Source organism: Breznakiella homolactica (assembly GCF_016616095.2).
Taxonomy (GTDB): Bacteria; Spirochaetota; Spirochaetia; order Treponematales; family Breznakiellaceae; genus Breznakiella; species Breznakiella homolactica.
The window spans coordinates 1980582-2005381 of the sequence record NZ_CP067089.2 but is presented as its reverse complement, the minus strand read 5'-3'; the positions used below and the strand labels follow the sequence as shown (position 1 = coordinate 2005381).

At 52.4% G+C, this 24800-nt stretch carries 22 protein-coding genes; 15 read left to right on the top strand and 7 right to left on the bottom strand.

Annotated elements, in window-relative coordinates; all coding sequences use genetic code 11:
• Positions 1-76: 76 nt before the first annotated feature.
• Positions 77-544 carry a TrmO family methyltransferase domain-containing protein gene (locus JFL75_RS09165; protein WP_215626382.1) on the top strand — a complete coding sequence of 156 codons (468 nt, stop codon included), beginning with the start codon at positions 77-79 and terminating at the stop codon, positions 542-544.
• Here the strand turns inward: JFL75_RS09165 and JFL75_RS09160 are convergent.
• Positions 534-1397, bottom strand: a complete 864-nt coding sequence (locus tag JFL75_RS09160; protein ID WP_215626381.1) for a helix-turn-helix domain-containing protein — start codon at positions 1395-1397, stop codon at positions 534-536. The two genes, JFL75_RS09165 and JFL75_RS09160, sit on opposite strands and share 11 nt — an antisense overlap.
• A 147-nt stretch (positions 1398-1544) precedes the next feature.
• Between JFL75_RS09160 and JFL75_RS09155 the strand changes: the two genes are divergently transcribed.
• A complete protein-coding gene (locus JFL75_RS09155; RefSeq protein ID WP_215626380.1) occupies positions 1545-2459 on the top strand; it encodes a DMT family transporter in 915 nt (304 codons plus the stop codon).
• 419 nt (positions 2460-2878) lie between these two features.
• Positions 2879-5086: a methyl-accepting chemotaxis protein gene (locus JFL75_RS09150; RefSeq protein WP_215626379.1), complete on the top strand. Its 2208-nt coding sequence runs from the start codon at positions 2879-2881 to the stop codon at positions 5084-5086.
• Between the two features lie 164 nt (positions 5087-5250).
• Here the strand turns inward: JFL75_RS09150 and JFL75_RS09145 are convergent, their stop codons facing one another.
• Positions 5251-5919 carry an HD-GYP domain-containing protein gene (locus JFL75_RS09145; RefSeq protein ID WP_215626378.1) on the bottom strand — a complete coding sequence of 223 codons (669 nt, stop codon included), beginning with the start codon at positions 5917-5919 and terminating at the stop codon, positions 5251-5253.
• Between the two features lie 47 nt (positions 5920-5966).
• The gene (locus JFL75_RS09140) at positions 5967-6395 is read right to left on the bottom strand and encodes a response regulator (RefSeq protein WP_215626377.1); all 429 of its coding nucleotides are present in this window, start codon (positions 6393-6395) and stop codon (positions 5967-5969) included.
• 701 nt (positions 6396-7096) lie between these two features.
• Here JFL75_RS09140 and JFL75_RS09135 point away from each other — a divergent pair.
• From JFL75_RS09135 to JFL75_RS09085, 11 genes are all read left to right on the top strand, one after another.
• Entirely contained in the window at positions 7097-8443 is a 1347-nt protein-coding gene (locus tag JFL75_RS09135; RefSeq protein WP_215626376.1) for a pyridoxal phosphate-dependent aminotransferase, read from the top strand.
• A gap of 181 nt (positions 8444-8624) precedes the next feature.
• Entirely contained in the window at positions 8625-9650 is a 1026-nt protein-coding gene (locus JFL75_RS09130) for a LacI family DNA-binding transcriptional regulator (protein WP_215626375.1), read from the top strand.
• Positions 9651-9716: 66 nt separating this feature from the next.
• Entirely contained in the window at positions 9717-11006 is a 1290-nt protein-coding gene (locus JFL75_RS09125) for an ABC transporter substrate-binding protein (RefSeq protein WP_215626374.1), read from the top strand.
• An 84-nt stretch (positions 11007-11090) separates the two neighbouring features.
• On the top strand, positions 11091-11963 hold the full coding sequence (locus JFL75_RS09120; protein ID WP_215626373.1) for a carbohydrate ABC transporter permease: 873 nt from the start codon (positions 11091-11093) through the stop codon (positions 11961-11963).
• Positions 11960-12778: a carbohydrate ABC transporter permease gene (locus tag JFL75_RS09115; protein WP_215626372.1), complete on the top strand. Its 819-nt coding sequence runs from the start codon at positions 11960-11962 to the stop codon at positions 12776-12778. Before JFL75_RS09120 ends, JFL75_RS09115 begins: the two co-directional genes overlap by 4 nt.
• Before the next feature lie 2 nt (positions 12779-12780).
• On the top strand, positions 12781-14871 hold the full coding sequence (locus JFL75_RS09110) for a hypothetical protein (protein WP_215626371.1): 2091 nt from the start codon (positions 12781-12783) through the stop codon (positions 14869-14871).
• Positions 14868-15620, top strand: coding sequence for an endonuclease/exonuclease/phosphatase family protein (locus JFL75_RS09105; protein ID WP_215626370.1), 753 nt, complete (start codon positions 14868-14870; stop codon positions 15618-15620). Before JFL75_RS09110 ends, JFL75_RS09105 begins: the two co-directional genes overlap by 4 nt.
• Positions 15621-15690: 70 nt before the next feature.
• Complete coding sequence (locus tag JFL75_RS09100; protein ID WP_215626369.1) at positions 15691-16620, top strand: alpha/beta hydrolase; 930 nt, start codon at positions 15691-15693, stop codon at positions 16618-16620.
• 10 nt (positions 16621-16630) lie between these two features.
• On the top strand, positions 16631-17563 hold the full coding sequence (locus JFL75_RS09095; protein WP_215626368.1) for an alpha/beta hydrolase: 933 nt from the start codon (positions 16631-16633) through the stop codon (positions 17561-17563).
• Positions 17564-17674: 111 nt separating this feature from the next.
• Entirely contained in the window at positions 17675-18952 is a 1278-nt protein-coding gene (locus JFL75_RS09090) for a condensation domain-containing protein (RefSeq protein ID WP_215626367.1), read from the top strand.
• A gap of 1 nt (position 18953) precedes the next feature.
• On the top strand, positions 18954-19616 hold the full coding sequence (locus JFL75_RS09085) for a DUF6320 domain-containing protein (RefSeq protein ID WP_215626366.1): 663 nt from the start codon (positions 18954-18956) through the stop codon (positions 19614-19616).
• An 11-nt stretch (positions 19617-19627) separates the two neighbouring features.
• On the opposite strand, the gene JFL75_RS09080 is transcribed toward JFL75_RS09085, so the two are convergent.
• Together JFL75_RS09080 and JFL75_RS09075 are read right to left on the bottom strand one after the other, a co-directional pair.
• Positions 19628-21697 (bottom strand): copper-translocating P-type ATPase, encoded by a 2070-nt coding sequence (locus tag JFL75_RS09080; RefSeq protein ID WP_215626365.1) that lies wholly within the window; start codon positions 21695-21697, stop codon positions 19628-19630.
• Positions 21698-21804: 107 nt separating this feature from the next.
• Positions 21805-22884: an endonuclease/exonuclease/phosphatase family protein gene (locus JFL75_RS09075; protein ID WP_215626364.1), complete on the bottom strand. Its 1080-nt coding sequence runs from the start codon at positions 22882-22884 to the stop codon at positions 21805-21807.
• A 193-nt stretch (positions 22885-23077) separates the two neighbouring features.
• Here JFL75_RS09075 and JFL75_RS09070 point away from each other — a divergent pair, with 193 nt between their 5' ends.
• A complete protein-coding gene (locus JFL75_RS09070) occupies positions 23078-23437 on the top strand; it encodes a DUF488 domain-containing protein (RefSeq protein ID WP_215626363.1) in 360 nt (119 codons plus the stop codon).
• Positions 23438-23518: 81 nt separating this feature from the next.
• Here the strand turns inward: JFL75_RS09070 and JFL75_RS09065 are convergent, their stop codons facing one another.
• On the bottom strand, positions 23519-24361 hold the full coding sequence (locus tag JFL75_RS09065; protein WP_215626362.1) for a phosphodiester glycosidase family protein: 843 nt from the start codon (positions 24359-24361) through the stop codon (positions 23519-23521).
• 233 nt (positions 24362-24594) lie between these two features.
• Positions 24595-24798 carry a 30S ribosomal protein S21 gene (rpsU, locus tag JFL75_RS09060; protein WP_215626361.1) on the bottom strand — a complete coding sequence of 68 codons (204 nt, stop codon included), beginning with the start codon at positions 24796-24798 and terminating at the stop codon, positions 24595-24597.
• Between the last annotated feature and the right edge of the window lie 2 nt (positions 24799-24800).

Genomic DNA, 24800 nt, shown 5'->3' with positions numbered 1-24800 from the left:
ATAAGTGTTCCGTTTTGTCAGGGACAATAGGCCGGACTTAGGGCATATTCTGGGTAATTACCTTACGGAGGTTGCTATGAAATTTACGGTTAACAGTATCGGGGAAATTCGGGATGAAAACGGCCCATACATCGCCTTGGATCCCAAATACGCCCCCGGCCTTTTGGGGCTGGAAGGGTTCGGCCATGTCGTGATTGTCTGGGTGCCCAATCAGCTGCCCCCATGGTCGGATGACTATCTGGAGACTCCCGGCCCATATACCAAGGGCCCGGCCCGGCTCGGCGTGTTTGCCGGACGCGGACCTATGAGGCCGAATCCTCTGTGCATTTCGGTGAACCGGGTAACGGGGATCGACGCAAAAAACGGGACCATCCGCATTGAGTGGACCGACGCGGCCCCGGGATCGCCGGTACTCGATATTAAGCCCTACCACCCGTCGGAGGACCGGGTCCGGGAAATTTCCGTTCCCGCGTGGTGTTCCCATTGGCCCCAATGGTACGAGGACAGCGGCGAATTCGGCTGGGAAGAGGAATTCAATTTCTAGTTTCCAGGGGAATCAGTATTTCCAGGGGATCTCCGGGATTTCCGTAACGCTGGAATTCCCAAGATTCCCCGGGAGCGATGTGCGCTTCGGACAGGTACACGCCGTAGATATAGGCGTAGGTTTTTCTTATTTCCGAAATATCCGCCCGGTGCACGAAACGGATGTACCGGGACGGCGGTATAATCCGGGTATACAGAAAAGTCTCCTGTCCGGACGTTTCCCGGGTCTCCATGGCGCAGAGTATGGGCTGCCCGCCGAGCTCCTCCGTTCCGGAGGGCCAGGATGAGAACTGGTAATACCGGAGGGGCTGGAGGGGGTCCCTGACGAGATGTTCCACCGACGAAAAGATCCGCCAGGGTTTGTGGAAACTCGGGGTGCCGTCGTCCATAAAAAACGCCATACCGGTAAGACAGTGTTTATCTTCTTCTATAATATCCGGTTCCGGCGGTTCCAGGAACGCTCCCGGGTTTTGCCGGCGGGGTTCTGCCCGTTCGAGGATGGGGACGGAGCCGGGGGTTCCGTCCCGGTATGTTTTGGGATTTACCCCGAAATAGGCTTTAAAGGACCGGGAAAAGGTTTCATAGTCGGCGTAACCCAGTTCGGCGGCGGTCACCGCCAGGGGAGTATCGGAACCGGTGATGCGTCTGGCCGCTTCGCTCAGCCGGCGTCCGGTGATATATTCCCGGGCCCCCATGCCGGTGATTTCCGAAAAAAGCCGGGTAAAATGGTGGCTTGAATATCCGACCTTGGATGCCCAGACGGATACACTGGAAACCGGATGGGCCGGTGATTCCCGGCGCAGGGAATTCTCAAATAGTTCGATTGCCGCGATGATGTAGTCAAAACCCGTCATTGTTTCCAGATTATCATAGTGTCCTGCCCGCATCCAGGGTCCGGCTTTTCCGGAAAACCGGCGCCACGCTGGATGCGGGCTTGGCCTGCATGGCTTCCCGAAGCCGGCCTTGCCTGACAAACCTGAAAAATTGTTGTATATAACAGTATGAGCAATTACGTAGGAGAAATCGCCGCCCTGGCAACATCGGTCTGCTGGACATTTACGGCCCTGTGTTTTGAATTCGCCGCTAAACGCATCGGGAGCATCGCCCTGAACATACTCCGTCTTCTGGCGGCGCTGATCTTTTTTACCATTGCCGGGATAATCCTCAGAGGAGAACCTATCCCGTTCAGTGCGGGCAGGGAAGTCTGGATCTGGCTGAGCATTTCCGGGCTGGTCGGGTTTGTTTTCGGCGATATTTTTCTCTTCCAGTCGTATATAGATATCGGAGCGCGGATGGCGCAGGTTGTTTTTGTGTCGTCCCCGCTGATTACCGCGGTATTGGGTTTTTTCGTTTTCGGTGAGCGTATCAGCCCCCTGGGAATAACGGGAATGCTGATTGTAACCGCGGCCATTGTATTTGTTATCCTTGACCGCAGTCCGGATAAACCGGACCGGTCCGCGGCCGCCCCCGGCGCATCCAGCCGCCGCATCCGGGGGATTGTGTTTGCTTTTTTCGCGGCCCTGGGCCAGTCCGGCGGGCTTATTCTTTCAAAAATCGGCGCACCCGCGTCGGATCCCATAGCGGCAACCCATATCAGAGTCATCGCTGGACTCCTGGGGTTTATTGTTCTGGCCCTGTGCATGGGTCAGATCAAGGCCCCTCTGCGGGGCCTGCGGGATCTACCGGCGGTCCGTTCCCTTACCCTGGGGGCGTTTATCGGGCCCTTTATGGGTGTTACCCTGGGCTTAGTTGCCATGCAGCGGACCTCCTCGGGGGTTGCCGCCACCCTGATGGGGCTTACTCCCATACTGATACTGATACCCGACGCCATTATAAAGAAGGAAAAGATCAGGATAAAAGAAGTCATCGGCGCCATTGCCGCGGTGGGAGGTGCCGCCCTCATATTTATCCAGTAGAAACCCTGAAAAATGGACTAGTGCGCTTGATACCAATACCCAAGGAGATATGTTCGGCCCTTATGTCCGAGGTTACAGCAATTATCTGTTAGATATGGTATGGCGTGAGGAATTGTCCCCTATGGTCATTTGAGAGTAATACACTGGCGTAGAATCCTCCCATAAAATCCGGCTGTACTCCTTGGGAATGTCTGCAGAACAGTCGCTTTGTTAGTTTTTGGTTAAAAACGCTGGCAAACCGCTTATATAATGAGAATCCAGCTTGACAAGGCAAAATAGAGATATCAGAATGCCTGCCAGCATATAATAAACAATAAAAATATCTATGGTAAAAACCCCGGCGCAAGAATGCCGGGGTTTTTACCGTTATCAGTTTTCTCATAGCTATGAAACCTTATAAAGGATATGGGGGTATAGAAATGAAATTGAAATTCAAACTCAGCCTTATTGTAATCACAATTATGGTTGCTCTTGTTTTCGGAATTTCTTTTACGCTTTTGCAAACAGCATCCGGTATTAGCCTTAGGCAAAGCAAAACCGCGATCAGATATCTGACCGAAGTACAGGCGGAACACTGGAAGGGAAGGGAAGACGCCTTCATTCGGGTATTGCGTACGGTGGCGAGCGTCATGGAGGACTATGAGTCTGTTGAGCCGGAACTCAGACGGGACCGCTACGACACTCTGCTTCACGGCGTCCTTGCGGGTGAGACTGCTATGACTTCAATATATACGGTATGGCGGGTCAATGGTGTCGATGGCATGGACAGCCAATATATAGGCAGGAACGGTTCCTCCCCTACGGGGCAGTATGCCATACGTTATACGAAGGATGGATCGGTAATATATGGCGGCGCAATGCCCAAGGATGAAATTGATACCGCGGTAGCCAATATGGACGGCGCGACCGCGCAGATGGATATGGTGTTTGAGCCTGTCCCCGGAAAAGCAGACGGCAAAGATACGTATCTTGTCAAAATGGCGATTCCTGTTATCAACACCGAAACCGGACAGACGGTGGCACGGGTCGGCTGTCTCCTGTCTATCGATGCGGTGCAGCCAGCGGTGACGGAATTGCTGCAAAGCCATGGGGATGAAATTGCCGCGATGTCGATCTACAGCCAGAGCGGATTTATTCTGGGCAGTTATCAGTCCGACCGGGTAGGAAAGAACCTTACTGATGTTGATACTATCTACGGTGATTACATACAGGCCGCGGCTGCGGCCGTGCGTGAAGGAAGGCCATTCGAATGCAGTTCCTACGCGCCTGTCCTTGGTACCAACGTGGAGATGGTGATAACTCCGTTCCGGATCGGCAATTCCTCCATGACATGGGCGGTCATGGTCGCCGCCACGGAATCGTACATTCTTACCGACGTAAGTGACCTTACCCGTTTTACCATGATCGTGGCAGGTATAGCGATACTGGCTGTGGCGGCCATTATTTTCCTCGTGCTTCAGAGTATGACCAACCCGATTGTCAAGATAACGGAAAACCTGAAAGACATAGCCGAAGGCGAAGGGGATCTGACGCGGACGCTCCACATCAATTCAAAGGACGAAGTGGGGAGCCTTGCGCATTATTTTAACCAGACACTGGAAAAAATAAAGAACCTTGTCATAACGATAGAACACCAGACGGGAACGCTGTTTGACATCGGAAGCGAACTGTCAAGCAACATGACGGAAACTGCGGCGGCGATAAATCAGATAACGGCGAATGTCCAGAATATCAAGGGGCGGATCACCAGCCAAAGCGTAAGTGTAACGGAAACGAACACGGCTATGGAACATATCACGGTGAATATCGACAAGCTGAACGGTCATGTGGAAAACCAGAGTGCCAGTGTCGTGCAATCGTCGTCGGCGATAGAAGAAATGCTGGCCAATATCCATTCTGTAACACAGACACTGATAAACAATGGGGAGAATGTAAAGGAACTGATTGAATCGTCGGAAGTTGGCCGCGGCGGGCTTGAGGATGTTGTGGCGGATATTCAGGAAATAGCCCGGGAATCGGAGGGGCTGCTTGAAATCAACTCGGTGATGGAAAGCATCGCAAGCCAGACAAATCTATTGTCGATGAACGCGGCGATAGAAGCGGCGCACGCCGGAGATGTGGGGAAAGGCTTTGCGGTAGTGGCGGATGAAATCCGGAAACTGGCGGAGAACTCCGGGGAACAGTCAAAGACGATCAGCACAGTGCTGAAGAAGATCAAGGCTTCGATAGACAAAATTACAGCCTCAACAGACAACGTGCTGAAGAAGTTCGAGCTGATCGACAGCGGTGTAAAGACGGTGGCGCAGCAGGAAGAGAACATCCGGAACGCGATGGAAGAACAGAGTCAGGGGAGCAAACAGATCCTGGAAGCGATAGGGCGGCTCAATGAGATAACACAGCAGGTGAAAGAAGGTTCGACGGAAATGTTTGATGGGAGCAAGGAAGTGATCCATGAAAGCAAGAATCTTGAGATGATGACCCAGGAGATAAACGGAGGAATGAATGAGATGGCGGCCGGAGCGGATCAGATAAACATAGCGGTAACCCGCGTAAATGAGATAAGCGTGAAGAACCGTGAAAACATAGAGCTGCTGGTAAAGGAAGTATCGCGGTTTAAGGTTGAATAAAACCGCCGTATGGTGATTTCCGTTTTTTCATTCCAACATCCAGGCCGCTGATACGCTGGCCTGGAAAACGCTTTGCATAACTATGGCGATGACCACGGTAAATATCAGCACCAGGTGCGGCAAGGCTGCAAGAAGCAGCCGCTGGAAAATGGGGAATTTCAGTTTTATAGTCCGGTCCCTTTGTCGGTTGACCATTTCTGTTCTCCGTCACTTCCGGACTTTCTGCTCCTCCGGATAGCTTCCTCCGGAATGGGCTTAAATACATCGGTACATTCACCGAAGAGTTCCACCAAGTAAGGATCAAAATGCCGTTCACTGTCATTTATAATTATTTCCACTGAATCTTCGTGGGTGAATGCTTTCTTGTAAGGCCGGATCGAGATAAGGGCGTCATAAACATCGGCAATTGCCACAATCCGGGCGGATAGAGGAATATCTTCCCCCATAAGACCTGTGGGATAACCGGTTCCATCCCACTTTTCATGATGGTAAAGGGCAATGTCCCTGGCGATGGAGAGAAAGACATCGTCCCCCAGGGGGTCTGCAAACCCATCAAGAAACCTTGCCCCCTGGAGGGGGTGCTCCTTTACGATTTCGAACTCCCCGGCGGTAAGTTTATCCGCTTTTCTGAGAATTTGATCGGGAATAGCGATCTTTCCTAAATCATGGAGTTTTGACGCTTTAACAATATCCTGCACTTGATCAAAACTCAGGCCATGGCTGTTATCAGGCTTATCCAGCAGTTTCCAAGTGAGCACCCGGACGAATTCCGTAACGCGCCAGATGTGGTCTCCTGTACTGTGGTCCCGTATATCCGTGGCCATTGCCAGCATGTTGAGGGTGGCGTCTTCCCGGAGTTTTATCCGGTTGTATGCATGGATTAAGTCTTTCGTTTTTTTTCAACAAGAGCTTCCAGATGCTTCCGGTAACGCTGCAATTCCAGCTGTTGGCGTACACGGGTCAGGAGAACTTCCGGTTCTATGGGTTTGCGCAGGTAATCCGCCGCGCCTTTTTCCAGTGCCAGGATCTCACTGTTATGGTCCTCCTTTCCGGTTAAAAAAAGGATGGGGATTTCAGAGATCAGTATATTATTTTTAACGCTGTCCATGACCTCGAATCCGCTCATTCCGGGCATATTACAGTCAAGGAGAATCAGATCTGCGGGAGAGGACGTAAGAAATTTCAGCGCCGTCTCTCCGGAATCAAAAGGGCATACCCTGTAGTAGGGTTTTAGAATACTTAAAATAGTGTTAAGGATGATAGGGTCATCATCTATGGTGACAATGAGCGGTTTGTCTTCGTTGTACATAATTCCCCTTCCAACGCGGAATCCGGGAATGATGCGGGGGCGCCCGGCCTCAGCAACGGCCGGTGGTTCATAAAAAAACAGCATCATGCTTACCGCGTTGATGCTGTGATTATCCGACTAATAGTAAAGCTTAGTGCAGGAAAAAACACGTAGCGGCAGCAACGGCCCATTCATTATTTTCCTTAAAATATGAATAAAAAAGATCGGCCGTCAGCGGGATAATCACTAAAAAATCTAGATAAAATTATATTGCACCCGGCAGAAGGATGCAATAAAAAAAATCCCCATGCAGCCGGCTGCCGGCGACAAAATAGCAGAATAGTTCCTTATACCGGGGAACCAAACCCATTGCTCTATGACAGGACCCGCGGCGCCGTATCCACGGGTGCTTTCCTGCTTGTCAGTCCCGGTGCTCTCCCTCATTATTGACACGCGCGGAAAACCCTGGCATACTTATTGTATGAATGTTGAATTTGTGTCCATGACAGAAACCATTCTTGCAGCAGCGGCCGCTATCCGGGAGGATCGCGTTTAGCCGTTCACGATAAAGATGATCGGGCCGTGATCCTCCTGAGAGGATTACGGCCTTTTTTGTGCCCCCTGCGGGCAAGCTTAAGCCAAAAAAGGAAGTTTTCCTCTGCGGGGATACGGCCGGGCGGGACTTTCGGGATATTTCCGGAAATCCGCCGAAGGAGCGCACCATGAGAAGAAATATTGTTCATCCGGGAGCCGGCAAGCTCAAGTACGAAATCCGGGAAATCGTGGCCTTTGCCCGGGAACTGTCAAAGTGGAATATCCCTATCCAGTGGGAAAATATCGGTGACCCCGTTAAAAAGGGCGAGCCCGTGGACCAGTGGATCAAGGATATCGTCATGCAGAAGGCCGCGGAGGACCTTTCCTACGCGTATTCCGAAACCGAAGGCGCCCGGGAATCCCGGGATTTCCTGGCCGAAAAGGCAAACCAGCGGAAAAAGATCGGCGGTCCCGGGGATCCCGATCCCGCGCTGATCAACGCCGGGGATATCCTGTTTTTCAACGGCCTCGGCGACGCGGTGGCCAAGGTCTTCGGGTTTCTCCGGCGTGAGGCGCGGGTGCTCGGGCCGTCCCCGGCGTATTCAACCCTTTCCTCCGCCGAAGCGGCCCATTCGGGCTACGAGCACCTGACCTACCGCCTCGACCCGGAACGGTCCTGGATGCCCGATATGGCCGATGTGGAACTTAAGGTCCGGTACAACGACTCCATCGCCGGAATACTCCTCATCAACCCGGATAATCCCACCGGGGCGGTCTACCCCGTGGAGGTTCTCAGGGAATTCGTCCGGATCGCCCGGACCTACGGCCTTTTTATTGTCTGCGACGAAACATACGCCAATATTGTGTACGGCGGCGCCGAAACCGCGGCCCTTTCCCAGGTAATCGGCGACGTTCCGGGGCTTTCCCTCAGGTCAATCTCAAAGGAAGTCCCCTGGCCCGGCGCCCGGTGCGGATGGATCGAAGTGTACAACCGCAAGGCGGATCCCTGGTTCGACACGTACATCCAGAGCCTCGTGGACGCCAAACGCCTGGAGGTCTGTTCCACCAGCCTTCCCCAGCTCTGTATCCCGGCCATCATGGGCGACGCCCGGTACCCCGAGCATCTTACCCGCCGGGCGGCGATGTTCGAAAAACGGGCGGAGGAAGCCTATACGGCGTTTGCGGATACCAATGGTATATCCCTGGTGAAGCCCCGGGGCGCCCTTTACGCGACTGCCATATTCGATGCCGCCGTACTCCATGACGGCAATTCCATCAACCGGTCCCTTCCGGTGTCGGACCCGTCCCTTGCGGACTTTATCCGCGAAAAAACCGCCGATGTTGCGCCGGACAAACGGTTCGTCTATTGGCTTCTGGCTTCCACCGGCATCTGCGTGGTGCCTCTCTCGGGGTTCGCCAGCGAACTTCCGGGATTCCGGTTCACCCTCCTGGAGCATGACGACGAAAAACGCCGCTGGATATACAAAACCATAGCGGATTCGGTCCGGACGTACCTGGAGAGCGTTCCCTCATAATTGAATCTGGCGGCACCGAATAAACTAAACCGCTTCCGTATTCTATGGAAGCGGTTTTTTGTTATTTGTTGAATTAACGTTAAATCAAAAAAGTCTGGAAAACAGGCCGAATTCTCTATATAAAGTGGATTTTTTAAAACTTTTTCTTGCGTATTCTTAAAATCAGTGTTAACGTTAATCTATGGTGAAGCTGAAGGACCTGGCGGAATCAACGGGTTATTCGATAAATACCGTATCCAGAGCGCTCCGGGGGGATACCCGGATAAGCGCCGCCGCCCGGGCATTAATAACGGAAAAAGCCCATGAAATGGGGTATATCCCGAACATGGTCGCCGGCAGTATGCGTTCCAACCGGTCCCACACGATCGGGGTGGTTTCAGCGGATTCCGCGAACCCCTTCTTTGCCGAGGTAATTGTCGGAATTGAGGAAGCCGCCCGGAAACAGAATTACAGTATTCTCCTGATTAATACCGAAGAACAGACCGAAAACGAACGGGCGGCGGTTAAACTGCTTCTTGGAAGAAAGGTAGACGGCCTGCTGGGGTTTCCGTCCCTGAGCGGCGGAAAGCAGCCCTCGGTGTTTCATTCCCTAAAAATTCCCTTTCTTCTTGTGGGCCGCTACCTTCCGGGGCTGGAGGATCACTCCATACTACACGGTGATGCCGAAGGGCAGCGGCAGGTCTTTGAGGATCTCCTTGACCGGGGACACCGGAAAATTCTTTACCTGGCCGGACCGGACTTTATCAGCAATACCCATGACAGAATAAAAGGCCTGGAGGACGCGTACCGGTCCCGGGATCTCAAGTGGGATGAATCCTATACCATAACAACGTCGGGCCACATCGAAGACGGATACGCCCAGATAAACCAGGCACTTCACCGGGGAATCGATTTTACCGCGGTGGCCTGTTTCAATGACCTGCTTGCCATGGGAGTCCTCAAATCATTGTATGAAAACGGACGGAATGTTCCGGGTGATACGGAAGTATTCGGGTATGACAACCTGTATATGTCCCAGTTTATGCAGCCCCGGCTCAGCACCGTGGATGTTCCCAAAAACATTCTGGGGAAAACCGCCCTCGAGGAACTGGTCCTGCATATAGAGGATCCGGAGCGGAAATACGAAACCGTTAACCTTAAACCCCGGCTTATTTACCGGGAAACAACGGTTCAGAAAAAGATAGATCCCGAGGCAAAAGGTTCCTGAAAAAATGTACCATACCGGCTTTGCCGGAGCAACATACCCGGCAATGCCGGGGACAAGGAGGCGAATATGAATAAAGCTACCCTGAAACGGTCTTTATTTGCAGCACTGATTTTGACGGTATTCTGCGCAGCACCGCTTTTGGCGGGCGGCGGCCAGGATAAAGCAACAGGCGCCGGAGGTCCGGTGGAAGTTAGTTTCTGGTCCCTCTTTACCGGCGGCGACGGTGAATTCTTCGACGCCATGGTCGCTGAGTTTAACCGGACCCACCCCGATATCGTCATGAAAACCGATACGGTTAAATTCGACGATTACTACACGAAACTCACCACCGCTCTCGCGGCGCGGAACGCTCCGGATGTAGTGGTGGTCCACCAGAGCAACCTGCTTAACTACGTCCCCAAGGGGTCCCTCTATTCCCTGGATGATCTCCTCACCCAGGTGAACGCCCCCCTGGATGATTTTTTTGCCGCGCCCCTGGAAGCCTGCCGGTTCGACGGTAAGCTGTACGCCCTTCCGCTGGATGTCCATGCCCTCATCATGTATTACAATACCGAACTCTTCAGGCAGGCGGGGGTATCCAAGGTCCCGGTTACCTACGACGAAGTAATCCAGGCCGCTCAGGCAGTCCGGGACAGAACCGGCGCCATGGGTCTTGCCGTGGATAACACCACCGCAACCTACAAGGCCTATACCCTTACCCGGCTTTTCATGTCGCTCCTGAAGCAGCAGGGTGTGGATATTCTCAGCGCGGATAATACGAAAGCCAATTTCAACAACGCCGCCGGAGAAAAAGCCCTCCAGGGACTTATCGATACGGTCCAGCGTTATAAGGTAACCCCGGCGCAGCTCGATTACGACGGCGCCATGGCGGAATTCCGGCTCGGCAAAGCGGGTATGCACTTTAACGGCGTATGGGCGACCGGCGCCTTTGAAAAACAGGACGGCCTTACCTTCGCCGCGGTTCCGCTTCCGGCCATGATGGGCCAGCCCGCGGCGTGGTCCGGTTCCCACACCCTGGCGGTCCCCGTCCAGAAAACCATGGATCAGAAGAAACTTGAAGCCGCGGTAACGTTTATTCTCTGGATGACCGAGCACGGTGAACTCTGGGCCAAAGCCGGCCACATCCCCACACGGAAGTCGGTTTCGGAAAAACCGGAATTCAAAGCCCTGCCGTACCGCAGCGGGTATGCCGACGCGGCGGCCTCTGCCATCGCTCCGCCCCGTACCGGCGCCTGGGATGAAATTTACAACGGCCTTTCGGACAGCCTCGAGTACGCGGTCGCCACAAACCAGAATGTAAAGACGGCCCTGGCCGAAATGGAGCGGAAGGTTAATAACATAATTGCTTCCTATTAATAGATAATCTGCAGAACTTGAATCATGCGGTCCAACGCCGCATGATTCAGTGTTTTATTCTCATGCGGAAAAGCAGGACAGGGTATGGCAATTCCAGGCAACAAGGATTTACGGGACGGTATTCTTTTTTCACTCCCATTTATGATTGTTTTTACGGTACTGATGATCTTCCCCCTGGGGTTCGGATTATTCATCAGTTTTTTTAAATGGGATATTCTTTCGACCCGCGAATTTGTGGGGCTGGCGAATTATATCACCATGTTTAAGGATGAAGTGTTTTTCAGCTCTCTCTGGCATACGGTCCAGTTTGTGCTGATAACAACTCCGGTCCTGCTGGTGGTGGGATTTCTTATGGCTCTCCTGGTAACCTCAAAGAGCCCTCTGCGGATTATCGCGGAAAATGTTTTTTTTATTCCCTACATTTTATCCATGACCGTGGTAAGTACCCTCTGGGCCTGGATGATGCAGCGGAACTACGGACTCTTCAACCAGATTCTGACATCCCTGGGGTCAACCCCGATAGGGTGGCTCACGGACCCGAACCTCGCGATCTGGTCGGTCTGCCTTGCCACTATATGGTGGACCGCCGGTTTCAATATGATCCTTTTTTCCGCGGCTATTAAACAGATATCAAAGGAAATTTACGAATCAGCGCAGATGGACGGCGCGAATTACCGCCAGGTATTGTTTAATATAACCGTACCCCTGGTAAAACCCACCACGGTACTGTGCCTCATCCTCCAGGTAATAGCGTCATTTAATGTTTTCGGGCAGGTGTACGTTATGACCGGCGGCGGCCCCTACGGGACAACCAGGGTCCTGATTCAGTATGTGTATGAAACGGGATTTAAATACTACAAGATGGGGTATTCCGCTGCCATGTCCTATGTGCTGTTCCTGATAATACTGGTGATTTCCGTTGTTCAGTATATTGCCCTTGGAAGGAAGGAATCATGAAACGTATTGCCCCTATTATCAAAAGGCTGCTTGAGGCGCTGCTGATTCTTATCTGGTTCTTTCCCCTGATATGGCTGGTAATCACTTCCCTTAAACTGGAACAGGATGTGCTTACGGATGTTTTTACCCTGTTCCCCAAAAGCCCAACCGTGGCGAATTATATCAAGGCTTTTAATTCCACATATATACTCAACTGGATGGGGAATTCTTTTCTTGTCTCATTGGCCGCAATGATCTTTACGGTTATTCTGGACGCTCCCATCGCGTACGCCTTTGCGAAGATAAAATTCGCCGGCCGGAATGTACTGTTCTGGCTGGTCATGGCGGGGATGATGGTTCCTTTTCAGGTATTGATAATACCGCTCTACCTCCAGTTTAATACGTACGGTATCATCAATACCCTTACGGCGGCGGTGCTGCCGCGGCTCGCCCTGCCCATAGGGATATTTATCCTGAAACAGTTTTATGAAGGTATTCCCGCTGCCCTTGAGGAGGCCGCGTTTATAGACGGCGCCGGCCGGTTCAGGATTTTCCTCACGATTATTCTTCCCCTGGGAAAAGCGGCCATGGCTACGGTTATCATCCTGTCCTTTATCAACGCGTGGAATGATTTTCTGTGGCCCCTGATCGCAATCAATGATACGATAAAATACACCATTACCGTGGGGATCGCTAATTTTCAGGGAACCCATGGGACTCAGTATGCCCTTATTATGTCCGGGGCGGTGATCGCCTCGGTACCCCAGTTTATTTTCTATATATTTTTCAGAAAGAAAATAATCGCCGGCATTGCCATGACCGGTATTAAGGAATAACCATGCGTTTGGAAACCGGCGGCTGCGGACAGGTGGATGTTTATCTCAATGATTCCCCGGAATTTTCCGTGCAGTACGGAATGGAACTTCACGGAGAGCCGGTTCTCCCCGGCAGAATTGAAGTAAGCGGTCTTTCCGTATCCGCCGAATTCCCTGACAGCGGAAGTCCGGCGGTGTCCATCCGGGATCAGTTTTCCGAAGAGTCGGGTATCGTAAAGGTCCGCCGGACCTGGGAGATTCTGAAAGAAACGGACTGGGCGCTGAGTTTTACCGCCGCTTCCGGATTCGGGGAAGAATGTGAACTGTTCATCCCCTCGGTGATGTACCGGGGAAACAGAATGGGGAAGGGTTCATTCCCCCGGGAATCGGATGGGCCCTGGTCATTCCTCGAAAACCGTATGCCTCTTCCGTCATGCGCAAGCTTTTATTCGGCGTCGCGTTTTTTTATCTGCTGTACCGAACCGGCCCGGGAAGCCCGTTATGTTTCCAGTGTATCCGCGGAACATCGGGACGATAGGGGACAGATTTCCATCCGCATGCCGGGGCGGGAATGGCCCGCCTCCTATACCGGGAAGAAATCCCTGGTTCCTTCGCCGGACGATGCTTCCGGTACCAGCCTCATTTCCGGCAGCGGTTTTCCTTTTACCGTGACCCGTGATTTTTTTTGTTCCGCCGGTCCCGCCCGGGGCAGTATCTTTTTCCGGTTCCGGCAGTTTGCGGAAAAGCTCGCGGCATCCGCCGGCTTCGGGAAAATTTATGCTCCGGTCCTTTCCTGGGAAGAATACCGGGACCTCAAATTCACCCATCTCCTGTCCATGGCCGAACCGGCCGAAAACGGCGGCGCCTATATCGCCATGGGCCGCAACAACGGCGAGCTGCAGAGTGTGTATGATTACACCGCGGGATCGTTTCTGGTAAAGAGCCTTGAGGCCGCCCTGATTTTTCTCAGAGCCGACGGCGAAGTCCTGCCCGATTTGGTGTTCCGTTTCGTTTCTCCCCGGCTCCGGGACGGAAAAACCGGAAAAAGCGAATTCCTTGCCGCGCTGGCCGAAGGGATCGGACGTTTTTTTCTGAAGGGAGAAACAGCGCCGGGGGTTCACCAGGATTGCTACGATCCGAACAGAAAAATCTGGGGCGGATACCTGGGCATTTCGGAAAACGATGCCTTCAGATTCCTCGTCAATGCCCGGTGCAACGGCGAAGTTATGAAGTCTTACGTGTATTTGTATGAAGAACTGAAAAACCGGGGCAGAACCATCCCTGAGTTTATCAAACTGCCCAAGCGGGTCGCTGCTTTTTATCTTGCCCATCAGATGCGGGACGGCGACAGCGGTTCCTTCGGCCGGTGGTGGTCCCCTGACGGAAAGCCGGTCAACAGCCTGGGAACGAATGGCGCGTATATCGTATCATTCCTCACAGCGCTTGAGCCGTACTTCGAAGACCGGAAAGCACTGGATGATTCGCTTTCCCGTGCCGCGGGGTATTACTCCGCGCTTGCGGATGAGGGCGCTTTTTTCGGCGACACCCTGGATGCGGATTCCTGCGACAAGGAAGCGGGCACAGCCCTTCTTGCCATGTTCCTTGATTTGTACGAACGGAATAACGATGGATCCCTGCTCCGGTACGCCCGGGAAGCCGCGGATTTTGTCATCTCATGGATATGGCAGTACAATGTATTTTTCCGGCCCGACACCCCCCTGGGGAAACGGGGATTCAGGACCGCCGGTTTAACTTCGGTTTCCGTAGCGCACCACCATCTCGATTTTTACGGAATGGCCATCGCCTATGATTTTCTCAGGCTCTGGGAACATACCGGCGAGTCCTTTTATTACGACCAGGCTTGTCTTATGGTGAATTCCTGCACGCAGCTTGTGGCCCGCGGTGATGATCTCCTTGGCCGGGGCGCTGAAGATACGGGCTGGCAGCCGGAGCAGCTCAACCATACCGAATGGGATTACTTCGGCCGGCCCGGATGCCGCAGCGGTTATTTCGATATCGATATTGCCTGGGTCCATGTGCTCGGTCTCGGCGCGTACCAGCGGATCAGCCGCCGTTTCCCTGATGTGCTGGGAAGCGGCAGGGAGGATGTATGAATAGTCCCCGCTTCAGTTTGTTAAGTTTAAATCTCTGGAAAACGGAACGGTGGGCTGACCGTGAAAAAACGGTTGTCTCCTTCCTGAAAATTTACGAGCCCGATATCTGCTGTTTCCAGGAACTGCAGCCCGCCACGGTTCCCGTGCTTGACAATGCCCTGCCGGGATACAGCCGGGTTGAGGATTCATTCCGGGGATGGAAAACCGAAGGCAATATTTATTTTAAGAACAGGTTTTTCAGGGAAATCGAACACGGCGCTGTTCCCCTGGATATGCCCGAGAAAGACCGGAGGCTTTTCTGGGTACGGCTGGAGACCATCGGCGGGCACAGGCCGTTGTTTGTCTCGACCGTCCATTTTACCCACCAGGAAAACGCCGACGAGATGGCCACGGGAGTATCATACCGCCACAATGAGGCGGTCCTTGCGGCCAGGGCCCTCGCGGATATTGTACCCAAAGATGAGGCGGCCTTTGTTGCTGGCGACTTCAACGATCCTATCCACCCCGCGCGGATATTATCATCCGCGGGATTTTCGGAAGTGTTTAATTCCCTTGGCTTGCTTCCGCCGGTTACCTTTCCGAGTCAGCCCATCACCGATGAGATCTTCATGAATGAAGCAATAGACAAAATAATGGTAAAAGGACCGGTAAAGCCCCTGCTCGCTGCGGTCCCGCGCTACTACGCCCATGGGTTTCCCCTGTCAGACCACTGGCCGGTGATGGCATTTTTTGAATTGTCCGCATTTTGAAAAAACCGTTCTTTCCGCTATACTTATATTATGACTCCCCGGGGTCTATCTAAAAAAGCGGAGACTATCCATGGAACTGGTTGAACGGGTTTTTAACTTTCCCGATGATTATGAAGGTCCGGTCATATCGACTCTGATTTCGGCGCAGACACCGAAAAAATCCGAATCGGCGGTTTTGTATATTCACGGGTATATAGACTATTTCTTCCAGCTGCACATGGCGGAAGTTTTTCTCCAGGCGGGTTACAATTTTTACGCTCTTGATTTGAGAAAATACGGGCGTTCTCTCCTGGAACACCAGCATTTCAATTACTGCAGGGACATGAAGGAATATTATCCCGAGATCGACCAAGCCATAGAAACCATCCGTTCCGAAGGAAACAGTTTTATTGCCATGATCGGCCACTCCACCGGAGGCCTGCTGGCTTCATTGTACTGCGCCGAGGACGGGCAGGGCGGAAAAAACCGGATATATGTGAACCAGCTCATTCTCAACAGCCCCTTCCTTGAATTTAATACTCCGTGGTTTGTCCGGGCCGTCGGTATACCCCTTATTTCCTCCGTGAGCCGTCTTTTCCCGTACGCGAAAATGAAAAATGTTCTGTCGCCGTACTATGCGGTCAGCGTCCATAAATCCATGAAGGGCGAATGGGATTACGATCTCAAGCTGAAACCCTCTGAAGGGGTGCCCCTGTATCTCGCGTGGCTGCGGGCTGTCCGCCTCGGGCAGAAGCGGGTTAAGCGCGGTTTGAAAATAGCGGTGCCTGTCCTGGTGATGCATTCGGAACGTTCCTCCTGGGAAAAAGAGTGGGATGATATTATCGCGCGGTCCGATGCGGTCCTTGATGTCCGGCATATAAAGAAATACGCCCCCCGTCTCGCCCACAGTGTTACCCTGGCGGAAATACCCGAAGGGCTCCATGATCTCGTTCTTTCCCGGGAGCCTGTACGAAATAGGGTGTTTTCGTTTATGCTTGATTGGATTTCCAAAAAAAGGTAATGATAACCCTATGGCTATAAATTCTGCAATGCGGGCGGCCCTTAAGGCAATCGCTTTTCTCGACGTGGACGTAAAGAAAACCTATAAGGTTGAACGGCAGTTTGAAAACCTGTCCGCCAAACTGAAAGGGGTTCCTCCGGAATACGCTATCTGGGACCAGTGCGTCACCGTCGGTGACCATCAGGTCCAGGTTCGGCTTTTCCTTCCCCAGAAAGGCAATCCCCGGGCCCTGCTGCTTTTCTTCCACGGCGGAGGATGGGTGACCGGAAGTATCGAAAGCTACACCAGCATGTGCGCAAATCTGGCCGGGGCAACCTGCAGCATCGTCGCATCCGTTGATTACCGCCTGGCGCCGGAACATAAATTTCCCGCCGGTCCCGATGACTGCTACGCCGTTGCCCGGGAACTTTTTCTCGGTAAAGGTTTTTTCAATATACGGCCCGAGGATATTGTCCTTATCGGGGACAGTGCCGGCGGAAATCTTGCCGCCGCCGTATCCCTCATGGCCCGGGACAGGGGAGAATTCATGCCCAGGAGGCAGATTCTGTTATACCCCGCCACAGGAAACGACCACAGTGAAAATTCGCCGTTCCCTTCGATACGGGAAAACGGCTATGACTACCTCTTAACTTCCAAACGGGTCCAGGATGTTATTGAGCTGTACCGTTCCTCGGAGGAGGATCTTACCAATCCGTATTTTGCCCCTCTGGAAGCGGATGACCTCACCCGTCAGCCGGATACGCTGATTATTACCGCCGAGTACTGTCCCCTCAGGGATGAAGGTGAATATTACGGCAAAAAACTCGAAGAAGCCGGAAACAAAGTAACCATCTACCGGATGAAAGACGCCTTCCATGCGTACATGATGCTGCCCCCGCGGTTTGTGCACGTAAAAAGAACCTATCAGTTAATAAACAAATTTTTAGGGGACTGCGGAGCTTAACGTTTGTTGTTGTTATTTTACTTCACACTGCTTTTATATCCGAATTTATAAAGAATAAATAATCAAATTTGCGGTGTTATACAGTATATTGTAATATAAAGGTACTGGTGTATGGAATATAACCGAGAATGGAGCCGACTTGATAATGCCGCGAAAATATTCCCGCCTACCACAACGAGAGGGGATACCAAGGTTTTCCGTTTCGCCTGTGAGCTGTACGAAACCGTTGATCCCGCGGTGCTGCAGAATGCCCTTGACCACACAATGGAGAAGTTTCCATTTTACCGGTCAATCCTCCGGCGGGGGGTCTTCTGGTATTATTTTGAAGACAGCAAGTTTATACCTATAGTCAGGGAAGAAAACAAACCTCCCTGCGCGCCGCTGTACGATGCGGACCATAAGAGCCTTTTGTTCGAAGTAACCTATTACCGGAAAAGAATAAACCTGGAAATATACCACGCGCTGGCGGACGGAACCGGGGCGCTCCAGTTTCTTAAAACGCTTGTTTATTATTACCTGCTGGAAAAACACAAGGACACCATTGACAGCGATGTGGTAATGCACGATTACGATGCGTCTGATGAGCAGAAACGGAGAGATGCCTTTGACAAGTACTACTCAGCGCAGAAGCTCGGTCAGATTCAGAAGCGTCCCAGGGCGTACTATGTCCGCGGGGAACGTTTCCCCGAATACCGGCTGGGTGTCATCGAAGGCTGTCTTTCCGCAAAGGCTCTGATAGAAAAAGTACGTGAAATGGGCGCCACCGTGAGTGAGTATCTGACCTCGGTGCTTATTCTTTCCATCCACGAAGGAATGACCTTCCGTGACGAAGAGAAACCGGTCTCGGTTATCATCCCGGTTGATCTCAGGCGTTTTTTTTCCAGCCTTTCAGCGAGAAACTTTTTCGGTACCTTCAATGTAAGCCATAATTTCCAGGAAGACGGCGCCGGGTTTGAGAATGTTCTTGCCCAGGTAAAGCGTTCCTTCAAGGAGCAGCTAGCTCCTGAAAAAATATCCCGGCGGCTCAATCAGTTCTCCGCATTGGAGCACCGGATGTTTATCAAAGTGGTTCCGCTTTTCATAAAGGCTCCGGTACTCAAGTTTTCGGCATGGAAAGTGGAAAAAGAGGATACCGCGGTATTTTCCAATATCGGAAAGATAACCATGCCGCCGGAGCTTAGCCCCTATATCCGTTTGTTTGATTTATTCAACAGCAGCAAACGGCCCCATTTATGTGTCTGTTCCTTTGAGGATAATCTGGTTATCAGTTTTTCTTCTCCCTTTATCAGCAGCGATATTCAGCGGTGTTTCTTCCGCACCCTCACCGGGCTGGGCCTCGAGGTGGAGATCGTTTCCAATACCACGGAACTCCGCGGGGAAGGTGCGTAATATGCTGTACTGCAAAAAATGCAATATCCGGGCCGCCGGCACCCCGAAAAACTGTCCTCTCTGCCAGGGGGATTTGGCGGGAACCCCCGATGAATCAGGGAATGTTTTCCCGGTAATCCCGCCGGTGGTTTCCCCGTACAGAACACTGATAAATCTGATTGCCTTTGGTACTGTCATTGCCGCGGCGGCAAGTATTGCCGTTAACATAAGCGTTCCCTTCGGCGGGTGGTGGTCCCTGTTTGTTGTCGCGGGGCTTGGAAGTCTCTGGCTTTCATTCTTATTGATAAATAAATGGAAGAATATACCAAAGAATATTTTTAAACAGGTTATTTTTATTTCTGTTCTCGCCCTGGCATGGGATTTTTTTACCGGATTCAACGGGTGGTCCCTCAATTTTGTGCTTCCTATTTTATTCAGTTTCGCGATGGTGGCGCTGGCGGTATACGCAAAAATAATGAAGCTCGGCGTTGAGGATTACACCCTGTACCTGCTGATAATCAGCGTAATGGGTGTTTTTTCCCTGCTCCTTATTCTGTTTGATGTCGTTACCATTGTATATCCGGCGGCGGTATGTTTTGCCCTGTCAGTTATTTCCATTGGATCTATTCTGCTCTTTGAGGGAAAAGCGCTTTGGAAGGAACTGCAGCGGCGCCTGCACCTGTGACGGACGCCGGATTACAGTTTCAGTAAAAATGCATTACCCGCGACGATCACGGTGCTGAGGGACATGAGAATGGCCCCCACGGCGGGACTAAGCACGATCCCGATGGGGGCAAGAATCCCCGCGGCCAGCGGGATCGCGACGATATTGTACCCAGCGCCCCACCAGAGATTCTGTTTCATTTTCCTGGAAGTGTTTTTTGAAAGCGACAGAAAATGAAGGATGTCCGCCGGGTTGTTTTTTACCAGAATAATGTCCGCCGTATCAACCGCGATATCCGTACCCGCGCCGATGGCAACGCCGACATCGGCCCTGGCCAGAGCCGGGGCGTCATTGACACCGTCTCCCACCATCATAACAACGTTCCCTTTTTCCCGGTAGGCCGTTACTTCCCGTTCCTTGTCTTCCGGAAGCAGCCCCGCGCGGACGTCGGCAATCCCCAGGGCCGAAGCAACCCGTTCCGCAGCGTTCCGGTTGTCGCCGCTCAGCATAACCGGATTGATTTTTCTTCGCTTCAGTTCTTCTATAAAATCCTTCGCATCCTCTTTGATACGGTCTCCCTGGGCAATCAGCCCCAGGGCTTTGCCGTCTTCAAGGATTATACTGATGGAGTTCCCCTCTTTCGCCAGTTCTTCGGCTTTCTCCGCCGGGTACGGTATTGCCTCTTTGTCCATATAGGCCGGGCTGACAATTTTAATATTCCTCCCGTTTACGGTGCCCTGAATTCCGATTCCCGCCATGCTGACGCTGTCCTTCGCGTCCTCTATGGTGATCCCCCGGGCTTCTGCCTCCCGGACAATGCCCGCCGAAAGGGGATGGTTCGATTTCGCTTCCACCGCGGCGGCCAGAGAAAGAATTGTATTTTCGTCATAGGCGCCGCTGAAAGGAACTATGCGGGAAATACTGAATTTTCCTTCCGTCAGGGTTCCTGTTTTATCGAGCATAATAGTATCGGTTTTAACCGCCAGCTCCAGCGCTTTTCTGCTGCGGACCAGGAGGCCGTGTTTCGCGCCCAGGGAAACACACCGGGCAATGACCAGGGGAATCGCCAGACCGAGGGCGTGGGGACAGGCTATGATGAGTACCGTTACCATTCTCTCCAGGGCAATTGAAAAATCCCCTGTTACGATAAACCAGATGATCAGTGACAGGATACCCGCCGCCAGGGCAGCGTAAAAAAGCCATTTCGCGACTTTATCCGCCAGGGTTTCGGACCGCGATTTTTCCTGCTGGGCGTTTTTTACCAGATCCATAACCTTCGAGAGGTAACCCGAATCGCCGGTACCGGTTACGGTAATCGTTATTGTTCCCGATCCATTGATACTTCCGCCGATTACGGTGTCACCGGTTTCTTTTTTAACTTCCCCCGATTCTCCGGTAACCATGGACTCGTTTACCGTGGTCTGTCCCTGTACAACCGTTCCGTCCGCGGGAATCCGTTCTCCCGTTTTTACCAGAACCATGTTTCCTATGGCAAGGTCACGTAACAGTACTTTCTGTGTCTTGCCGCTGCTGTCTGTCACCACCGCCGTATCCGGGAGCAGTTCGGCCATTTTTTTAAGGGCGTTACCGGCCCGGCCGACGGCGTTCATTTCGATCCAGTGTCCCAGGAGCATTATGATAATGAGGGTTGCCAGTTCCCAGAAAAAGTCCATCCGGTGGATTCCGCCGGGGCTGAATATATTTGACAGAAAAGCATAGACGCTGTACACATAGGCGGTGGTAATGCCAAGGGATATCAGCGTCATCATAGCGGGGCTTTTGTTTTTTATTTCCGACAAAGCACCTTTAAGGAAGGGCATCCCGCCGTAAAAAAACAGCGCCGTTCCGAAAAAAAGAACGGCCCAGCCGGAACCCGGAAACCGGATCTGCCAGGGAAATTCCATTCCCATCATGGGTGAAAAAATAAAAACCGGAAGACTGAGAATCAGGGAAACGAGGAATTTTATCTTCAGATTTTCCATGTGATTCTTATGGCCGTCCATTCCGCTGTGGGATGAACCGCCGCCGCTCTGCATGTCCATATAACCGTGTCCGCCGTGGCTGTGCCCGCCGGCGTTATTCGGGTGAGTATGGGTATCCATCGATAAACCTCTTTTTTTAACTTCTTTTTTAAAGTTTAGGGATAGTGCGGGAATATTTCAAGGAATAAGAAAAACCGGGTATTGCCGGTCCGTGCCCTAATCCGGTCTCACCGGAGAAGGCAGCGAAGCAATACCGGATTATGGTCGGAATAACCAAAACCCAGATCCTCGGTTTTAACATTAATGATTTCAACATTTGGAGATACTATGAATCCGTCGATAACATACAGCTGGACTCCGGCTCCGTCTTCGGGGTAGGGTTTATTCAGCAGCCGGGCGCTGGGTGTTTCCGTGTCCGCCGTGAACTGCCATCCCGGATCTAGTATTGCTGCCGAAAGCGCGCCTGGCATGAAGAACTCATTGTTAATTACCGGAAAGCGTTCTTCGCTGACCCCGGGAAAGGTCTGATTAAAATCGCCCCCGGCGATACAGTAATTTCCCTTTTCATATTCCCCGGCAAGGAAGTCCAAAAGCACTTTTGTCTGGGCGGCCTTTCCTTCCCCGCCGTCATACGCCTCCAGATGGAGGTTGACCAATACCAGTTCCCGGCCGTCTTCTTCAAGTTCAATGCGTTCCACCAGGAGGCACCGTTTAAGCTGGGCAATCCGGATGGGCCAGGCAAACGGCGAGGGCAGGGCGATCCGCTGTGCCGCCCGGACCGGATACGTGTTCAGGGTCAGCAGCCCGCTTTCAACTTTTCCGATGGGTTCGGGAAAGGGGTAGGGGATAAACCGGCACAGGAAGTTAACGGCAAACGCGCTGTTTCCGGGAAATGCCGCCGTGAGGTATTCGGCTTGGTTGAAGTAATACGATCTCCGGGATTGTATATCCGTTTCCTGGAGGAAATATACATCCGCCTCAGCAGTCCGCAGGAACTCCCTGATGCCTTCCATATTCTCCCGGACAAAACTGCCGTCAGCGGGCCGAACCATGGTTCCGCCGTCCATAAAAAAATCCTGGTTCCTGTCCAGGGAGCCGTAGCCGATATTCCATGAAAGGATGCTGACTCTGCCGCCTGCCCGGAGCTTTTTTTCCCCTGTCCCCCGGACCGTGACCGGCTCGAAGGCGCCGGGTCTGTATTCATTGACCGAAAGGTACAGCAGCAGAATTCCCGCGGCGGTTATTGCCAGCAGTACGAGTCCGAGAACGGAGAGAGCGGCTATTTTTGCGGGTTTCCATTTTTTCATGATTCTTCTTCCTTTTCATTTTTACTTTTACGGTCAAGGTTTTGTTATGTGTACTGTTTTAATCTCCCCTTTGTCAATATTACGGATTTTTCTCTTGCGGGCCCTGCCGGCTTCTGCGGTTCCGTATTGTATTCGCACCAGGACTGAACTATCCTTAACAAAGATTTCTAATTATTTAAAATATGGAGCTGATATGACGAGAATAGCCGTTAAACGGGTGTACGAGACAGCCGAAGAAAGTGACGGGTTCAGGGTATTGGTGGACCGCCTCTGGCCGCGGGGGATTAAAAAGGAAAATCTCCGTTTTAGTCTGTGGGCAAAGGAGATCAGCCCTTCCACGGAGCTGAGGGAATGGGTCCACGGGGACCCCGAAAAACGGTGGGCGGAGTTTACCGGCAAATATCGGCAGGAACTGGATTCGTCCCCGGACTTCGGTGATTTTCTGGAAAAAATCAAATCGAAACCCATGGTAACCCTGCTCTATGCCGCCCGGGATGAGACTCAAAACCACGCGCTTATACTGAAACAATATATCGAAGAAAAGCTTTCCTGATACGGCAGCCGGATCCTCCGCAGCATGCATATATCGGTGCCGGGCCCCGGGAATAATATACCCATGTTTCCGCGCGGGCCGCTAGTTATCCCGCGGCTGCTCCGGGGGATTCTCGAGAACCCGGATGCCGAGGCAGGTCGCCACCGCCCGTTCCCGCCCGGGGATGCCTCCGTGTACCGGGGTATTTAGCGTTCTGATTTTTCCGTCGGGAAAACGGAGCGCCAATGCGGTTGATCCGCCGCCGTCAAAAATAAGCCCGCTGGACGCGCCGAGCCCTTTAAGGATTATCCCGGTTTCAGCCTCCGTGGCCCCGACGCTGGAAGAACGCCGCCCGTCAATTGCCAGCAGGTAGAATACACTTCCGTCCAGGGATACCCCCGCGGCGCTCCGGGGAAACCGCAGGTTCTGCCTGTGCTCGGGTACCGATTCCGGGAGGCGGCCGTTTTCCAGTACCATAAAAAAACCGCCCGCGGCGTTTTCAATGGTATCAGTGGTTTGAATCTCTCCCTGATGTACCGCGGCGGCTTTCCCGGACCGGTAAAAAACGAGCGCCCCGTACCGCGGATCCGGCGGGGAAATAACCCTTCCCCGGGAAACCGCGAGACCTACTACCCGGCGTTCTTCACCCTCAACTGCGGACGCAGGGTCAAAGGGGTTGGTGTTTATTGCTGCGGCGCATCCGTAGGTTTCTGCAAAGGTAGTTGTTTTAATACTCTCCACCACGGAAGCCGCCGGCCCGGGATCGTTGATGACGACACTGACAGCCGGGTCGGAGAGGTCGATTCTGAGCGCCCATAATTTGAGTCTGGGATCCCGGATGGATGCTTCAAAATAATCTACTCCCCGCGAAAAGGACTGCCACTGGGGACTCAGTTCATGGGGAACCGGAAATTCCGGCGCCGTCCATCCGTCCGCGGTTTCCACCGGCGGGGCTGTCCCGCAGGAAAGAAACAGTCCGGCGGTTAGAAATAGTATAAATAATATATAGAAATTTCTTGTTGTTTTTACGATGAGCCTCCGCGGGACAAACCCAATAAGACCTATGTATATAACAGTATTTTGTGATTTCAGCCGCATCGAATCTATGGTCGGGTTAAACCGGACCTGCTAATAAAAAAACCGCTCTATAAAGAGCGGTCTCCTTGACAGGGGGATAATTAATAGTCCGCCTTGCCCTTCCGGGATTTCTTCAGAAGCTTTCTCTGGATTGCTTTCTTTTTCCGGTTGAGGATGGTGGAAGGTTTTTCGTAGTATTCCCGTTTCTTGTATTCCCGGATAATGCCTTCTTTCTCCACCATGCGCTTGAAACGTTTAATGGCTTTTTCCAGCATCTCATTATCATCTACGATGATATGCGCCAACT

Bases quoted from the DNA above. Each gene is read 5' to 3' on its own strand.
- JFL75_RS09100 (WP_215626369.1), top strand. From the start codon at position 15,691: ATGGAACTGGTTGAACGGGTTTTTAACTTTCCCGATGATTATGAAGGT.
- JFL75_RS09070 (WP_215626363.1), top strand. From the start codon at position 23,078: ATGACGAGAATAGCCGTTAAACGGGTGTACGAGACAGCCGAAGAAAGT.
- JFL75_RS09080 (WP_215626365.1), bottom strand. From the start codon at position 21,697: ATGGATACCCATACTCACCCGAATAACGCCGGCGGGCACAGCCACGGC.
- JFL75_RS09090 (WP_215626367.1), top strand. From the start codon at position 17,675: ATGGAATATAACCGAGAATGGAGCCGACTTGATAATGCCGCGAAAATA.
- JFL75_RS09120 (WP_215626373.1), top strand. From the start codon at position 11,091: ATGGCAATTCCAGGCAACAAGGATTTACGGGACGGTATTCTTTTTTCA.
- JFL75_RS09165 (WP_215626382.1), top strand. From the start codon at position 77: ATGAAATTTACGGTTAACAGTATCGGGGAAATTCGGGATGAAAACGGC.
- JFL75_RS09130 (WP_215626375.1), top strand. From the start codon at position 8,625: ATGGTGAAGCTGAAGGACCTGGCGGAATCAACGGGTTATTCGATAAAT.
- JFL75_RS09155 (WP_215626380.1), top strand. From the start codon at position 1,545: ATGAGCAATTACGTAGGAGAAATCGCCGCCCTGGCAACATCGGTCTGC.
- JFL75_RS09145 (WP_215626378.1), bottom strand. From the start codon at position 5,919: ATGCTGGCAATGGCCACGGATATACGGGACCACAGTACAGGAGACCAC.
- JFL75_RS09075 (WP_215626364.1), bottom strand. From the start codon at position 22,884: ATGAAAAAATGGAAACCCGCAAAAATAGCCGCTCTCTCCGTTCTCGGA.
- JFL75_RS09140 (WP_215626377.1), bottom strand. From the start codon at position 6,395: ATGTACAACGAAGACAAACCGCTCATTGTCACCATAGATGATGACCCT.
- JFL75_RS09105 (WP_215626370.1), top strand. From the start codon at position 14,868: ATGAATAGTCCCCGCTTCAGTTTGTTAAGTTTAAATCTCTGGAAAACG.
- JFL75_RS09150 (WP_215626379.1), top strand. From the start codon at position 2,879: ATGAAATTGAAATTCAAACTCAGCCTTATTGTAATCACAATTATGGTT.
- JFL75_RS09095 (WP_215626368.1), top strand. From the start codon at position 16,631: ATGGCTATAAATTCTGCAATGCGGGCGGCCCTTAAGGCAATCGCTTTT.
- JFL75_RS09160 (WP_215626381.1), bottom strand. From the start codon at position 1,397: ATGACGGGTTTTGACTACATCATCGCGGCAATCGAACTATTTGAGAAT.
- JFL75_RS09125 (WP_215626374.1), top strand. From the start codon at position 9,717: ATGAATAAAGCTACCCTGAAACGGTCTTTATTTGCAGCACTGATTTTG.
- JFL75_RS09110 (WP_215626371.1), top strand. From the start codon at position 12,781: ATGCGTTTGGAAACCGGCGGCTGCGGACAGGTGGATGTTTATCTCAAT.
- JFL75_RS09135 (WP_215626376.1), top strand. From the start codon at position 7,097: ATGAGAAGAAATATTGTTCATCCGGGAGCCGGCAAGCTCAAGTACGAA.
- JFL75_RS09115 (WP_215626372.1), top strand. From the start codon at position 11,960: ATGAAACGTATTGCCCCTATTATCAAAAGGCTGCTTGAGGCGCTGCTG.
- JFL75_RS09085 (WP_215626366.1), top strand. From the start codon at position 18,954: ATGCTGTACTGCAAAAAATGCAATATCCGGGCCGCCGGCACCCCGAAA.